We start from the raw sequence: 13,650 nt of genomic DNA on the forward strand, positions 1-13,650 counted from the left end.
GCGCCTGCGCATAACAACATGTAGCGCCCAGTAAAAGGAGTAAGCCATGCGTGTACTGGTAGTTATCGATATGCAAAATGACTTTGTCGATGGTGCGTTGGGAACAAAAGAAGCCGAGGCCATCGTGCAACCCGTTACCGAACGTGTCAAACAGGCGTTGCAAAACGACGAACTTCTCATCTTCACCCGCGACACGCACACCGAGCGCTACCTCTCAACACAAGAGGGCAAGAATTTGCCCGTCAAGCACTGTATCGTAGGAACACATGGTCGCGAGCTTGTCGACGCCCTTCTCCCCTTTGCGCAGCAGGCGAAAATTTTTGATAAGCCTGCATTTGGCAGTCTGGCGCTCATGAGCTACCTCAAAGAGCTCGCCGCGACGCAAACGATTGAGCAGCTCACGATTATTGGTTTGTGCACCGACATTTGTGTCATCTCGAACGCATTTATTATTAAGGCGGGACTTCCAGAGGTGCCCATCGTGGTGGAAGAGAAGTGCTGCGCGGGGGTGACGCCCGAAAGTCACAAACGTGCACTCGAGACTATGAAAGTTTGCCAGGTACACATCAAGGCGTAGTTGGCCGAGATGGCCATGCACTTGGCCGAGAAGTTCGGCGAGTAAGACCGCATTACATTAAAGCGCGCTACACCGACCGCGCCACGAAGACGGGGTCACTTACTTCGTAGGGCTTCTCGCCAGCAAAAAGATCCTCGAGAGTCTGTAAAAATGCAGCTTGTGTGCCCGCTTCAAACAAAAACGTCACCTCAACGTCGGCGGCGAATTGGGCGTCAACTTGACTTGCACCAGCGTCCGTTGCCATACGTGCCACGCGTTCGTATAGCGCATACGAAACCTGACAGCGAACGTACACGCACAAGCCCATTATCTGCAGATCTCCAGCCGTGCGAGCTGCTTCGCAAGCCCTTTGCGTCGCGGTAGTATACGCCCGAACAAGCCCTCCAGGACCGAGAAGCGTGCCTCCAAAATAGCGCGTTACCACACAACATACATCCTGCAAATCTTGGCCTTTGAGCACATCAAGCGTGGGAAAACCCGCCGTGCGCTGAGGCTCTCCATCATCGGAAGCCTTGCAAAAACCATCCGACAAACGATACGCATACACGTGATGCCGCGCGTCGTAGTGCTGCACGCGAACGCTGTCGATAAACGCTTGCGCCTGCTCGGGTGTAGTCACCTGCGTGAGCGCCGCAATAAAGCGGCTGCGCTTCTCGACATATTCTGCTGTATGGACGACCTCGGCTTTAAGCGTGGTATAGCTGTTTTTTCCTGACTGCATGCTTGTTCCTTTTGTGCGGGTGCAGGGCGCAGGGCATAAAGCGCCAAACAGGCGAACGGCGTGCTGCGTGGGGTCCAAAGCGCGCAAGCGCTAGTGCAATGTGCGGGAGTGTACGACGCAAAGCGCACAAGCGAGCGGCGCAATGTGCTACAATCTCTCATGCGAAGTGAGCTCGACGATCGCGGATGCGTGCCTGTAGATAAGTATATATCTGCCGCAGCCATGCATATGAGGAAAGTCCGGGCTCCACAGGGCACGATGCTGGCTAACGACCAGGCGGAGAAATCCGACGGAAAGCGCCGCAGAAAAGAAGACTCCCACTGCCTGCGCGACACGCACAACTTGTCTAGGACAGGTCAACGTGGCAAGCGGGTAAGAGAAAAGCTGAAACGGTAGTGTAAGAGACTACCAGCGTCGTAGCAATACGGCGGCTTGGCAAGCCCCATCTGGAGCAAACGCAAATAGGAGCGCGGCGAAGCTGCCCGCTGAGCGCTCGGGTTGCGCGCTAGAGCATCGTGGTAACACGGATGCGTAGATAAATGATCGTCCACGACAGAACCCGGCTTATAGGCTCACTTCGCATTTTATAATATACATTTCACTGTTTATTGAGACCAACTTTTTTAGCTACAATTGTAGCCTTTTTCAGGCAAAATACAGTATTTTTAAGCTACTGTGGACACACACGCTTATACATTTGCTGCAAGCGGACGGTCTTCTCGATAGACGAAAAAACAGCTCGTTTACCTGCTATTTTGTGCCACTTCCCACGGCTGTTAAGTTATTTGAAAAATCCATTTTATTGAACCTAAACTTAAAGCCAAAGCGGGTACTTTTTTATACAATGTATCCCTCATTCGCGTACAGACCGTCTAGATAAAGGAGAAACGCGTAACATGAAGCAGGCAAAGAAAGCCCTTGCTGTTGCAACAAGCCTTCTTGTTGCAACTCAAAGTGTCACCCCCGCTTTTGCAGTATCCGCCCGCAACGCAGCCGCTGGCCTTGACGCAACCAACCCCGCTGGCCCCGCGGCAAACGCGCGGGTTATGCAAGCCAATCAAAAACCCGCCCCCACCAAGGAGGCTGTTGAGGCTGCTCGCGCCACGATGCAGCAAGCCGAGAAAAAGGCTGCCGAGGCTGCCGAGCACGTCAAACAGGCGACCGAGCACGATGCAGACGCCGCTGCAACGCTCAAAAAAAAGCAGCAGGCCTTAAACGAGGCGCAGGAAAACCTGAAGAAAACTCCCGCTGTTGATGCCGCCGCCCACAAGACCAAGCTCGAGGCACAGCAGCTGGCTCAGCAGGATGTCAAGGCTGCCGAGCATAACAAAGAGATCGCCGCGGGCAAGCTGGCCGACGCGGCCAAGGCTTCTGTTGCTGCGCATGCCAAGGTAGACGATGCCAAAAAGCAGTTGAGCGAGCTACAGAAACAGCAAGAAGAGCTTAAAGGTAAGCTTTCTGCTGCCGAGAAGACCAAGACGCAGGCCACCAAAAACCTTGAAGAGGTTAAGCGCGAAGCAGCTCAGCGCCTGCAAAATGCCGAGAAGGCCAAGCGCGAGAAGCACGACGAGCTTGTCGGCAAGCAAACAGAGGCTGGTCAACAGCAGGCCCTTATCACCAAAACTGAAAAAGAACTCGCGGACGCCACCCAACGCATCGCTGAGCTCGCCAAAACGATCGCCGAAAAAGACCAAAAGATCCAAGAGCTCAACAAGCAGATTGCCAATCTGAAGACCCAAAAAAAGACGATCGACTCAGCGCTTGCCACCTTTAAGCAGGGCCTTGATGAGGCCGAAGCTATGAAGAATCGCAACCCTTCCCCGGAAAACATTGCCACATACAACATTGCAAAGAGTTGGTATGACGACAAGAAGAAGGCGCAGGACAAGAACATTCAGGACACGCAACGCGCCGAAGAGGAGCTTCGTGCACGCACGGCCGAGCGCGATGCAGCCAACAATGATCTTCCCCAGGCTCGCCTTGACGAGAAGACCAAGAAAGAAGGGCTTGCTGCAGCTAAAACAAAACTCAAGAGTTTGCGGCAGCAGGTTGAGCGTTTACAAAAAGAAGAAACAGACCTTAAAACCACGCTCGACGATGCCAAAGCTGCCGATGAAGCAAGCATCGAGGAGAGCACTCAAGAGCTTGAAGAGGCCACCGATGCCCTTGACACCATTCGGGAATCGCTTCGTGACGTGAACACAAAGGTACAGGACTTAACGCACGATCTGCCCACGCTTATCGCCAAAGCCGAACGCGCTGAGCGTAAGCACAAAGACGATAAGCGAATCGACACCGAGGCACAGAAGGCTATCAACGAAGCAAAGGTTAGGCTCGCCCAGGCTACCGCTGATTTACAGTCTTTAGAGCTGCAAAAACAAAAGCATGCTGACGCCCTCAAAGCGGTAGACACCGCTACGGCTGCTGTTACCGAGGCGCAGACGAGAAAGACGCGCGCTGCTGAGGAGCTTGCCGAGACCAAGGCAGCACTGGCCAACGTGCAAGCAGACCTCACCCGCGCTCGCCAGATTTATACCGAGCTTGAGGCAGCGTATCAGCAGCACCTGCACGATCAGCAGTCTGGCGATGCTAAAGCCTCACATAAGCGTGCCCATAAAGCACAAAAAGCAGCACCCAAACACATGAAAGCAGCTGCTAAGAAGTCTGGCAAAAACCTGCCCAAGACTGGTGACAGCTTTGTTGCTGGAGCCTTTGATCTTATCGCTTTCGCAGGTGCTGGTCTTCTTGGCGCAAGTCGTTTTGCCGCAAAGCGCAACAAGCAAGACAATTAAGTTTAGTCGTGGCACACGGCTCGATAAAACCAAAGCTGGCCACCACAGGTCGTCACATGAGTTTTATCTAAATGCTTAAAAGCATTTCTCGCTCTTATGCATTCACATAATATGTAAGCTGGTTCACTTCTACGATGTGGACCAGCTTTTTTGTGGACCAACTTTTTTGATCACCAATGGTACGAATGGTGGTGTTCAATTGAGCTAGTTGGGCATACCCATATTGCGAGCAGCCCATTGCATACTGCGCGATATAAGATATCAGTATTTATTTGGTCGCCAACAATCTCACTGACGACCATTTTTATCCCCAGAAGGTCTTCACTGGTCAGATAAAACTGAGTTGAACTTATTAAAGGCCATGTGCTTGGTAACTGTAACCTCAAGAACTTCTCGGCTGTAAAGGAGTAGAGACAGACCTTGCCAATATCATAAAGATCATCCCTCAAGAGTCTGGTCTTGCTAAAAAAAGACAACATCATCTATGACACAACCTCAGGGGTTAAAAACTTAAATGGAGCACAAGATTTACCCCGTGCAGGATATTTAGGCGCAAGCTTTAGCTCAAACTTTACCTACGCCCAAAGCTTTGTTCATTCGTGAGGTCACGATTGATCATCTCCTATCATAAAAAGTTCCTTGGAAGAACATAACGTTCTTCCAGCATCCACTACTTGATAGGAAAGAGATGGCTATAAAACAAAAATGAAGCAATAAAATGTGTTTGTGGTGCAACAGGCGCGAGGGTTTCTCGGCTAGTTGAGCTTCTCGAACATTTACGATGGCTGCTCGGGCGTGCTAAGTTCGGCAGACGTCAGCGCCTTCACGTCGGTAGCGGCGCTATCGAGTTCATGCACCTCGTCGATCGTTTGCGAAAGCTCCACCGCGCTCAGCTTGCGTGCAGTGGGCAAAATGCCCTGACGGCCTTCCATCGAGGTGACGAGGCTATTGTAGTCTCTCACGGTCGAAACGATACTTTTGCCGAGCTTGGTCGTGCGGCTCCCGAGCGTTGAGATGCGCTTATACAAATCCTGTACCGTCTTTAAAATGTCCTTCATGTCGCTTGTGATTTGTTGCTGCTGCCAGGCAAACGCCACCGACTTAAGCACGCTCCACAGGCTCACAGGCGAGGTAAGCGCCACACGCTTACTAAAGGCGTAGTCCAAAAGCGTCGGATCTGCCTCGAGCGCCGCACGCAACAGCGCCTCGTTGGGAATAAAGGCGATAACAAACTCGGGCGACTGGTCAAACGCCTCCCAATAAGCTTTGCTGGCAAGGGTATCGATATGCTTCTTGAGAGCCTGTGCATGCTTTTTGAGAAGATCGGCGCGGGCAGAAAGCTCCAGCTCACTGGCTGTGCCAGAAATCTGCGACGCGCGCATAAAGTCGTTGTACGGTGCCTTTGAGTCCACGGGTATGGCTTTGTTGCCAGGCAGGTAAATAACCATGTCGGGGCGCTTCGTGTGCTGAGAGCCAAGGCCGCCCATCGTGCTCACGGAGCTTGCCATGTGGCTTGCGGCAGCCGAGCCCGCATTGCCCACGCCCGCTGCAACACCTGCTCCCCCACCTGTGCCTGCGCCAGTGGCAACCTGCGTGTCAAAGTCGACGTGTTCGAGAAGACCAGCGGATTCCACAATATTTTTGAGCTGCGCTTCTCCCCAAGCGCCACGCACCTGGTTGTTGTTAAGCACCTGCGACAGAGAATTGGTCGTTGCGTGCAAATCCTCTTGCTGCTTTTTGAGACCTGCAAGCTGCGTGGCCAACGAACCCATCTCGGTTTTGCGGCCATTCTCGACCTCGTTGATCTTATCTTGTAGCGCACGAAGGTTTGTTTGAACAGGCGCAAAAGCTTGTAAGACGCGCGAAGTTTGCTGTTCGGCCTTGGTCTGATTTTGCATCTGCTGCTGCACATAGATCTCGTGAGCGTGCTGCGCCTCGTCGCGGGCCTGCTGTGCTTGCATGAGCTGCTGCTTGAGGTACTCGGCTTGCTGCTGTGTTTGCTGAGCCGTTGCCTCCATTTGGCTTTTGTACGACTGCGCCTCGAGCTGCAGCTCCGACAGCGCTTGTGCGTCAGCTTGCTTCTGAGACGCCTTGCCCAAAAAGTTGCCGATAATAACGCCGATGACGAGAAATACTGCTGAGACGAGAAGTGCCAGTACAATGTTGGTGTCCATACAAACCTTTCGATGATAGTCAACGCTGCTCGCGGGATCGACGCTGCACGAACCGATGCTGCTCGCGGGGTCAGCACTGTGCAAACCAATGATCCCAAAGCACCATTAATGGTATACTATGCCAAAGACATAGTTCAACGTTCACCATTCGTTGTTCGTACATAGATGCAAAAAGATTATTACAACGCTCGCACTGCGCACGCGATTTACATATTCGCTTTGCGAGCGCTCTTTACGAGAAAAGAAAGTTATCTATGGACGACATGAATAGGATGGGCATGCACAATTTTGACGTCAATTCGGCTAATTCGGCTGATGGCTACGACAACAGCGACACTGTCGCTGTTGCTGATGCCGATGCTGCCGCCGTCGCTAACGCTTCGGTCTTTTGGGCCGTTACCCCCACAAACAGCGTCATGAGCGCGCAGGCCTACAAAAAGTGCATCAAGCAGCTACCAGCGCAGCAGACTTCCGAAAAGCACTCACTTTGTGCTCCCCGACTATTCGGGCTATGCCGCCCCGTCGGAGTATACATCATCGAAGCACGACGACGCTGCTTGGCACGACCTTGCCAAGCGCGATCCTTCTAAGCGCGCGACTGCTAAGCGCTGCCGCGCGAAACGCCGAACACGACGCCGAGCGCATTGCCGAGAAGACCGACAAAAACAGTACGCCAAGCGTAAGCAATGAGGCCAGACATATAAGACACATAGCAGTGGAGCTGATGCTCAGCACGACCATAAGCGACGAACTGATGGCGGAAAAGGCGCCAATACCCATGTCGGCTGATGAGCGCTGTAAAGCAAGAAAACGCGTAGCTCAAAACCTTGCGGCACTGGAGCACTCCCTCAACAACATCATGTCATTTGAGCAATTTTTTGAGGCTCTTGAGAAACGCGGACTCATGTTGGATCAGCGTTACTTTAAAGCGACCTCCCCCGTCGCGGCAAGCACTCGTATCTCTTGCAATCCATTCTCGGTGCGCCTGACGAGAAGAGCGCTAAGTGATGTCAAGGCGCTTTGAGTGCCAGGCACCATGGAATGCCAAGTGCGACTACAGCAGCTAATCCGAGTACATCAGCTCTTCTGACTACATCGACTCCTCCGAGCACCTCACTCCTTAAGCTCACGAGTCAGTCGATAAAAGCCAGTCAATGACATCGACGACCTGGATGCCATCGTATTCATCCTCGAGGGGTGTATTGAGGATAAGTACCAGTTTTTGGTAGTTGTCGGACACTTTTTGCAAGGGCCTAAGCTCACGCTGTCTGACGGATTCATCGATCATGCTCTCGGTTACTTGCACGTAGATCTTCTCGGCAGCTTTGGTTGCAACAAAATCTACCTCGAGGGTACCGATCTTGCCGACAGCCACGTCGTATCCACGGCGCAGCAGCTCAAAATGGACAACGTTCTCGAGGGCGTGACCAGTGTCCGTTCCCTGGACGCTTTGGAAACACCTTTGGGATCTTGCGCGACGAGTTGTTTAGACTCGTATGGTTGATTTTCTTTTGCGGGGTTCAACTTGATGGCGTTTCTGGGTATGGTGGGTTGGGCGGCGCGGGCTGAGTCTGCGGCTGCGGATGATGCAGCTGACGCGGCAAGTACGGCCACGGGTAGCTCTTACAGTGCATGCACATCGTATTTATCAAACGCAAGCCACGCCTGGTCGCCCACCTCATAGATGTGCTTATTTTTGGGATTGAACTCGGTGATCTTTACCAAGGTTGACTCACATTGCACATGATAGTGCTGGTAGTGACCCATAAAGCGAGATAGAACCACCTCACACGGAAGCACGCCTTCGTCGGCAACGTGAGCCGACTCGGGGCGCAAGACCAGGGTGATGTCATCCCCCACCACTTTGCCTGCGATCTGCGCTACGGGAATCTTGTGACCTTCGATCTCGGCGACGCCAGAAATAGCATCGACGGTATTCTCGCCGCCCGCCGCATCGGGGCCGCCCGCCTCATTGTCATCAAGCTCGACCACACGCCCACGCAGGAAGTTGGACTCGCCAATAAAGTCGGCAACAAACTCGTCACAGGGGCGATGATAAATCGTATGCGGGTCGCCAATCTGGTTGATAATGCCCTTCTTCATGACGATGATCTTATCGGAAAGGGCCATAGCCTCGGACTGGTCATGTGTGACGTAGATCGCCGTAATGCCCGCTTCCTGCTGAATGCGGCGGATCTCGGTGCGCATGTCAACGCGCAGCTTTGCGTCCAAGTTCGAAAGCGGCTCGTCAAACAACAGCACACCTGGCTCAATGACCAGCGCGCGGGCCAGAGCAACTCGCTGCTGCTGTCCGCCCGAAAGCTGATTGGTGCGGCGGTCTTCCATACCCTCGAGGCCAACGAGCGCTAAGATATGCTCAACCTTGGAGCGAATGGTCGCGGCATCCATTTTGCGCAGCTTAAGGCCGTAGGCAACGTTATCGAAGATGTTGTAATGCGGAAGCAACGCGTAACTCTGAAAGACCATAGCTGTGTCGCGCTTGTTGGGGGTCAGCGCGTTAATGGGCTCGTCGGCCAAAAAGATTTCGCCTTCGTCGGGAGATTCAAAGCCCGCAATCATGCGCAAAATCGTCGTCTTGCCGCAGCCCGAGGGGCCCAACAGCGTGACAAACTCGCCCGGCTCAATCGTGATGTTGGCGTCGTGGACGGCATAAAAATCTTTTTTCGTTTTGGGATCTTGATAAATTTTTGATACGTGCTCAAGGCGCACGCCCTTCTTTTCTTTTGCCATGACTTGTCGACTACTCCTTTGCGTTGATGGATGCGCTTGTGCCAAAGAACTTAATGGCGATATTCATCAGAATAACGGCACCGTAGGTAATAAGAATCAAAATGGTTGCGAAAGCGCAGGCTATGCCATAGGCGCCCTTCTCGGCAAACTCGTTGATCTGAACCGTAATGAGCAAAAACTCCGGCGTCACCAACAGAATAATGGCCGAAATCGCGGTAATCGAACGCACAAACGCCGTCACTAAACCACTGAGGAACGAGTCCTTAATAAGCGGTAGGGTCACCGTCATAAATACCTGGAAGCTGTTGGCGCCCATGTCGTAGGCCGATTCCTCGATGGATTTATCGATCTGGCGCAGCGCCGAAATACCCGAACGCGTACCCGTGGGCAGCGAACGCACGACAAATACGATGATGAGAAGAGCGGCCGAGCCGTATAACCACTGCAGCGGCCCCTGATGGAACAAACCGCCCGAAAAGCCGCGAATGTAGCCGACACCAAGCACCGTTCCAGGAACCGCCATGGCAAGCATGGATACCGCCTCGATAAAACCTTTGCCCACAAAGCGGCGCTTCACGACCAAGTAGGAAATGATCATCGACAAAAGCGCGCAGATGGGCGACGCAATAAGCGATAAGATAAACGAATCGCGGAAGGCTTGGAAGCCATCGTGCAGCTCAAAGACCTGCTCAAACCATTTAAAGGTCAGCGAAAAGTCGTAGCCCCAGGTCTTAAACATCGCACCCAAGGGCACGCATAAATACATCGTAATGACGAACAGCGCGAGCAAGCCGCACATCACACTTAAGGGGAAACGCACCGAGACATCCGCAATAGGCATGCGCTCGCGGGCGGCTTTACCCGTCAGCGTCGCCGTGCTCTTTGCCTCGAGTACGTATTTTTGCACCACAAACATGGTAAGCGTAATCGCAAGCAGCACCACGGCCATGGCTGCGGCGCCTTGCTTATCGTACGCGCCCGTAATTTGCAAATAAATCGAGGTCGCAAGCGTATCGTACGAGCCACCAATAAGCATGGGGTTGGCAAAGTCGGCAATCGATTCGATGAAGGTTACCAAAAACGCGTTGCCCAGTCCTGGCAAAATGAGCGGCAGCGTCACCGAGGTAAACACCTTCCAACGAGAAGCCCCCATGTCGCGCGCAGCCTCCTCGAGGGACGGATCAATATTGCGAAGTAAGCCGCGAAACATCATGTAGCACACGGGGAAAAATGTCATCGTCTGCACCAGTGCAATACCCCAAAAGCCGTAGACATTGTTGTCGTAGATGCCCAACAGATTGCGCGTAATAATGCCAGCCTTACCAAAAAGCATGATGACCGACAACGACAGCACAAACGGCGGCGACACAACTGGCAGCAGTGAAACCACTTTAAATAGCCCTCGTAGCAGGCGACTCTTGAGGTAGACGTACACCTCGACGTAGGCAAAAAGCAGGCCGATAAGCGTAGCGAGAATACCGACGAAAAAGCCAACGTATAAAGTGTTGGTAATGGCTGTTTCGAATGACGGCATGGCAAGGACGCGAGCGATAATATCGAGCGTCGGTCCATGTTCGCCCAAGATGCTGTCCACCATCAAGATGGCAAGTGGATACAGGATAAACAGTGTCAAAAAGGTGATAAGTACAACAATGGTCGAAACCAGAATCGGATCACCCATCATTTTTTTGAAGTCAAGATGAGAGCTTTGGCTGCGTCGAGCACGCCCGCTACGCGGGTTGCTTGTGCCGACTATGCTACTTGTGTCGTGCGCCATAAGACCCCTTTTTTCATTGGTGCATCAAGCGTTCTGGCGTTGATGCATAGACAAACCAAACCAGCAAAATCCTTGAGGCACATAAGGTACACTTATGTGCCTCAAGATTCATCACACAAAGGTTGTTTGCGAGCGCACGCCTTGCACCCATGTCGCACATCGCACTTCATGAAAGCTGGGCTCACCCGCTGACCTCACACGCAAAAGCGACGATTAGCTCGTCTTAAAACGATCGTCGCCACCATGCAGAGCTGCCATAACATCCTTCACGTACTGCTCGGTGTTCTTCTTAGCATCCTCGAAGTCGTACTTCATGACCTTCGTTGGGTCTAAGCCGTACTTAGAAGCAATCTCGGGCTGCTTCGCATCATCCAAAACGAGGAACTGATAGGCGCCGACCTCTTGCGCGCGCTCGACGCACTGAGGAGACAGGGCATATTCAATCCACAGTTTGGCAGCAGCTTGATTCTTGGCACCCTTAAACATGGCGGTGGCGCCGACCTCAAAGGTGGTACCAGACGAAGGAATGATCATGTTGATGTTGGTATAGCCATTGTCAACAATCTGATAAATGGCATCATGCAAGAAACCAATGCCGATGGTGCACTCGCCAGTACCGACATTCTTGGAAGGACCAGAACCACTCTTGGTGTAGACAGCAACGTTCTTATCGAGGTCAGTAAGGTATTTAATACCCTCATCGTGACCATACTTTTGAATAGCGGTGTTAATAACCAGCTTCGCGGTACCAGCTGTGTTGTAGTTCGACAGCCACACGAGGCCCTTGTACTTCGGGTCAGTAAGATCGGCCCAGTCTTTAGGATCTTCAAGACCGCGGCGCTTCATCTCGTCTTTGTTGGTAAAGAAGCCGAGAATACCCATGTAGACGCCATACCAATGACCGTCCTTATCCATGAACATCTCGTTCTTAATGTGGCTTGCGTTCTTTGCCTTGTAAGGCTCAAGCAAGCCCTTAGTTATTGCTACGTTGTAAGGATCGGTGGTGCCACCAAACCAGACGTCGGCAGAGGGGTTACCAGCCTCTTCTTCAATCTTGGAAGCAACTTCACCCGTGGACAAGCGCTGATATTGCGTCTCGATACCAAAAAGCTTTTGGAAGTTCTTGCAAACAGCACCGAGGTGAGACTCTTCGCACGAACCATAGACAACAAGTTTACCTTCTTTTTTAGCTGCATCAATCATTTCTTGAGAAGCGATACGGGAAAGTTCTTTGTCAGATCCCGACTTTTTGTCATCCTTCTTGTTTCCGCATGCCGTCAGCCCACCAAGACCAACGACTACAGCCGCTGCGGCTGTACTTCTCAGAAAACTTCTACGAGAAAAAATACTACTCATGACAACGCCTCCATACAGGCTCTCTGCGCACAGCTTGTGCTACGCGCGATTGTAAACATATACAACTCATTTTGTATATAAACCATATTATTACTGCATCGAGCCGTGAAAATGCTCCTTATTGAAGGATAAATCGGTAAGTGTTGCAATTTATCTGATAAGCTGCACGATATTGTGTTTCTTATCGCATGCTGCTCGCGCCAACATCCATCTGTTCGTGCTTAGCAACATGCACCTGAACGTGTTTACCAACATGCATCTAACCGTGCTCACCAACAACGTACCCATGATCAATCTGCTTTCGGCGGCACCCCACATTAAGCTGGTTAGTGCCGGTGGCATTTACTCCGCATCCGAAAAGGCGTTTTACGGCAACATCGCCATTCAAACGCTCGAAAATTATTTTGTCGATAAGGTCTTTTTCTCAGCCGCTTTATTTCTATCGAGAATGGCATCACGGACTCCACCAAGCAGTGGACACTTATCCGTCGCCAGGCCTTAAAGCATGCCACCAACACCTATTACGTGGCTGATCACTCCAAATTTAACCATACGTCGTACAATCGCCTAGCGAGCTTCTCGGAAATTGATGCGCTAATTACCGATAAGCCCCTCGACGAGCGCTGGCGTGAACTGTTGAGCAAATACAAAATTGCGTGGTACTGGATAGCTAAGCGCTGGAGTGCTGCGTGTGCGGTCGTCGCGGGCTGCTGGCGTGGGCTGCAAGCTACTGACGAGCGCATTACTCGTCCTTAATTTTTCCCCACACTTTTTAAAGAAACTCTTAGCCACAAAGAATAAAACGATAAGACACAGACCAAATGGCCAATAGCATCGATAAACAACGGTAAGATGAAAAAGGGAACAACAATTACCAGGAGCAAAAGAAGCGCAATAAACGGTATCAGTATAAAGGGCGCTAGAGGTGTAGTATGATTATGATAATCCATCGAATAATGTTTGCCATAGTACCTCCCATCGCTCGTTTCTAGTCCTCGTCATTCTCTCTCGACGCACGCTGCTACGCGGTCGATTTTCTCGGCACGCTCGGCACTAGCTGCTGACACGACCGTACACCGTGGCGCTACTCACGGAAATTATACTCACAATCGTGGCAATAAAAGAAACGTTTTTTGAACGAGAACCACCTCTTGCATTGCCAGACGTGGGCCGCGGTTGTTGCACCTATTGAGCAGCGAGGAAGTTAGAAGAAAAGCTTGCGCCTAAATATCCTGCACGGGGTAAATCTTGTGCTCCATTTAAGTTTTTAACCCCTGAGGTTGTGTCATAGATGATGTTGTCTTTTTTTAGCAAGACCAGACTCTTGAGGGATGATCTTTATGATATTGGCAAGGTCTGTCTCTACTCCTTTACAGCCGAGAAGTTCTTGAGGTTACAGTTACCAAGCACATGGCCTTTAATAAGTTCAACTTCAGTTTTATCTGACCAGTGAAGGCCTTCTGGGGATAAAAATGGTCGTCAGTGAGATTGTTGGCGACCAA

The 13,650-nt window shown here is 51.7% G+C and carries 12 protein-coding genes and 1 other RNA gene; 7 read left to right on the plus strand and 6 right to left on the minus strand.

Annotated features, from left to right (window positions below):
• The first annotated feature begins 46 nt into the window (after window positions 1-46).
• Window positions 47-577, plus strand: coding sequence for a cysteine hydrolase family protein (locus HMPREF3192_RS05050; protein ID WP_066306009.1), 531 nt, complete (start codon window positions 47-49; stop codon window positions 575-577).
• A gap of 67 nt (window positions 578-644) precedes the next feature.
• Here HMPREF3192_RS05050 and HMPREF3192_RS05055 read toward each other — a convergent pair whose 3' ends face one another.
• Complete coding sequence (locus tag HMPREF3192_RS05055) at window positions 645-1,298, minus strand: IMPACT family protein (protein ID WP_066306012.1); 654 nt, start codon at window positions 1,296-1,298, stop codon at window positions 645-647.
• Window positions 1,299-1,461: 163 nt separating this feature from the next.
• Here HMPREF3192_RS05055 and rnpB point away from each other — a divergent pair.
• Together rnpB and HMPREF3192_RS05065 are read left to right on the plus strand one after the other, a co-directional pair.
• Window positions 1,462-1,881, plus strand: an RNA gene (rnpB, locus tag HMPREF3192_RS05060) — RNase P RNA component class A.
• Between the two features lie 313 nt (window positions 1,882-2,194).
• Window positions 2,195-4,090 (plus strand): hypothetical protein, encoded by a 1,896-nt coding sequence (locus tag HMPREF3192_RS05065; RefSeq protein ID WP_066306015.1) that lies wholly within the window; start codon window positions 2,195-2,197, stop codon window positions 4,088-4,090.
• A gap of 776 nt (window positions 4,091-4,866) precedes the next feature.
• On the opposite strand, the gene HMPREF3192_RS05070 is transcribed toward HMPREF3192_RS05065, so the two are convergent.
• Window positions 4,867-6,348 (minus strand): DNA recombination protein RmuC, encoded by a 1,482-nt coding sequence (locus tag HMPREF3192_RS05070; RefSeq protein WP_197414568.1) that lies wholly within the window; start codon window positions 6,346-6,348, stop codon window positions 4,867-4,869.
• A gap of 170 nt (window positions 6,349-6,518) precedes the next feature.
• Between HMPREF3192_RS05070 and HMPREF3192_RS05075 the strand changes: the two genes are divergently transcribed.
• Window positions 6,519-6,854: a hypothetical protein gene (locus HMPREF3192_RS05075; protein WP_066306023.1), complete on the plus strand. Its 336-nt coding sequence runs from the start codon at window positions 6,519-6,521 to the stop codon at window positions 6,852-6,854.
• Window positions 6,833-7,288, plus strand: coding sequence for a hypothetical protein (locus HMPREF3192_RS05080; RefSeq protein ID WP_156422870.1), 456 nt, complete (start codon window positions 6,833-6,835; stop codon window positions 7,286-7,288). The genes HMPREF3192_RS05075 and HMPREF3192_RS05080 overlap by 22 nt, the downstream gene beginning before the upstream one ends.
• A gap of 102 nt (window positions 7,289-7,390) precedes the next feature.
• Here HMPREF3192_RS05080 and HMPREF3192_RS05085 read toward each other — a convergent pair whose 3' ends face one another.
• From HMPREF3192_RS05085 to HMPREF3192_RS05100, 4 genes are all read right to left on the minus strand, one after another.
• Complete coding sequence (locus HMPREF3192_RS05085) at window positions 7,391-7,639, minus strand: ATP-binding protein (RefSeq protein ID WP_066306027.1); 249 nt, start codon at window positions 7,637-7,639, stop codon at window positions 7,391-7,393.
• 248 nt (window positions 7,640-7,887) lie between these two features.
• A complete protein-coding gene (locus HMPREF3192_RS05090) occupies window positions 7,888-9,015 on the minus strand; it encodes an ABC transporter ATP-binding protein (protein WP_066306029.1) in 1,128 nt (375 codons plus the stop codon).
• 10 nt (window positions 9,016-9,025) lie between these two features.
• A complete protein-coding gene (locus tag HMPREF3192_RS05095) occupies window positions 9,026-10,699 on the minus strand; it encodes an ABC transporter permease (RefSeq protein ID WP_066306102.1) in 1,674 nt (557 codons plus the stop codon).
• Between the two features lie 306 nt (window positions 10,700-11,005).
• Window positions 11,006-12,148, minus strand: a complete 1,143-nt coding sequence (locus HMPREF3192_RS05100; RefSeq protein ID WP_066306031.1) for an extracellular solute-binding protein — start codon at window positions 12,146-12,148, stop codon at window positions 11,006-11,008.
• Window positions 12,149-12,269: 121 nt separating this feature from the next.
• Here HMPREF3192_RS05100 and HMPREF3192_RS07040 point away from each other — a divergent pair, with 121 nt between their 5' ends.
• The gene (locus HMPREF3192_RS07040; RefSeq protein ID WP_156422871.1) at window positions 12,270-12,650 is read left to right on the plus strand and encodes a DeoR/GlpR family DNA-binding transcription regulator; all 381 of its coding nucleotides are present in this window, start codon (window positions 12,270-12,272) and stop codon (window positions 12,648-12,650) included.
• Window positions 12,632-12,904 carry a DeoR/GlpR family DNA-binding transcription regulator gene (locus tag HMPREF3192_RS07045; protein WP_269447689.1) on the plus strand — a complete coding sequence of 91 codons (273 nt, stop codon included), beginning with the start codon at window positions 12,632-12,634 and terminating at the stop codon, window positions 12,902-12,904. Before HMPREF3192_RS07040 ends, HMPREF3192_RS07045 begins: the two co-directional genes overlap by 19 nt.
• Window positions 12,905-13,650: the final 746 nt, after the last annotated feature.

Origin of the sequence: Atopobium deltae (assembly GCF_001552785.1) — a bacterium.
In the GTDB taxonomy this organism is placed as follows: Bacteria; Actinomycetota; Coriobacteriia; order Coriobacteriales; family Atopobiaceae; genus Atopobium; species Atopobium deltae.

Excerpts from the sequence above, each read along its gene's own strand:
- HMPREF3192_RS05050 (WP_066306009.1), top strand. The coding sequence starts at position 47 with ATGCGTGTACTGGTAGTTATCGATATGCAAAATGACTTTGTCGATGGT.
- HMPREF3192_RS05055 (WP_066306012.1), bottom strand. The coding sequence starts at position 1,298 with ATGCAGTCAGGAAAAAACAGCTATACCACGCTTAAAGCCGAGGTCGTC.
- HMPREF3192_RS05065 (WP_066306015.1), top strand. The coding sequence starts at position 2,195 with ATGAAGCAGGCAAAGAAAGCCCTTGCTGTTGCAACAAGCCTTCTTGTT.
- HMPREF3192_RS05075 (WP_066306023.1), top strand. The coding sequence starts at position 6,519 with ATGGACGACATGAATAGGATGGGCATGCACAATTTTGACGTCAATTCG.
- HMPREF3192_RS05090 (WP_066306029.1), bottom strand. The coding sequence starts at position 9,015 with ATGGCAAAAGAAAAGAAGGGCGTGCGCCTTGAGCACGTATCAAAAATT.
- HMPREF3192_RS05095 (WP_066306102.1), bottom strand. The coding sequence starts at position 10,699 with ATGATGGGTGATCCGATTCTGGTTTCGACCATTGTTGTACTTATCACC.
- HMPREF3192_RS05100 (WP_066306031.1), bottom strand. The coding sequence starts at position 12,148 with ATGAGTAGTATTTTTTCTCGTAGAAGTTTTCTGAGAAGTACAGCCGCA.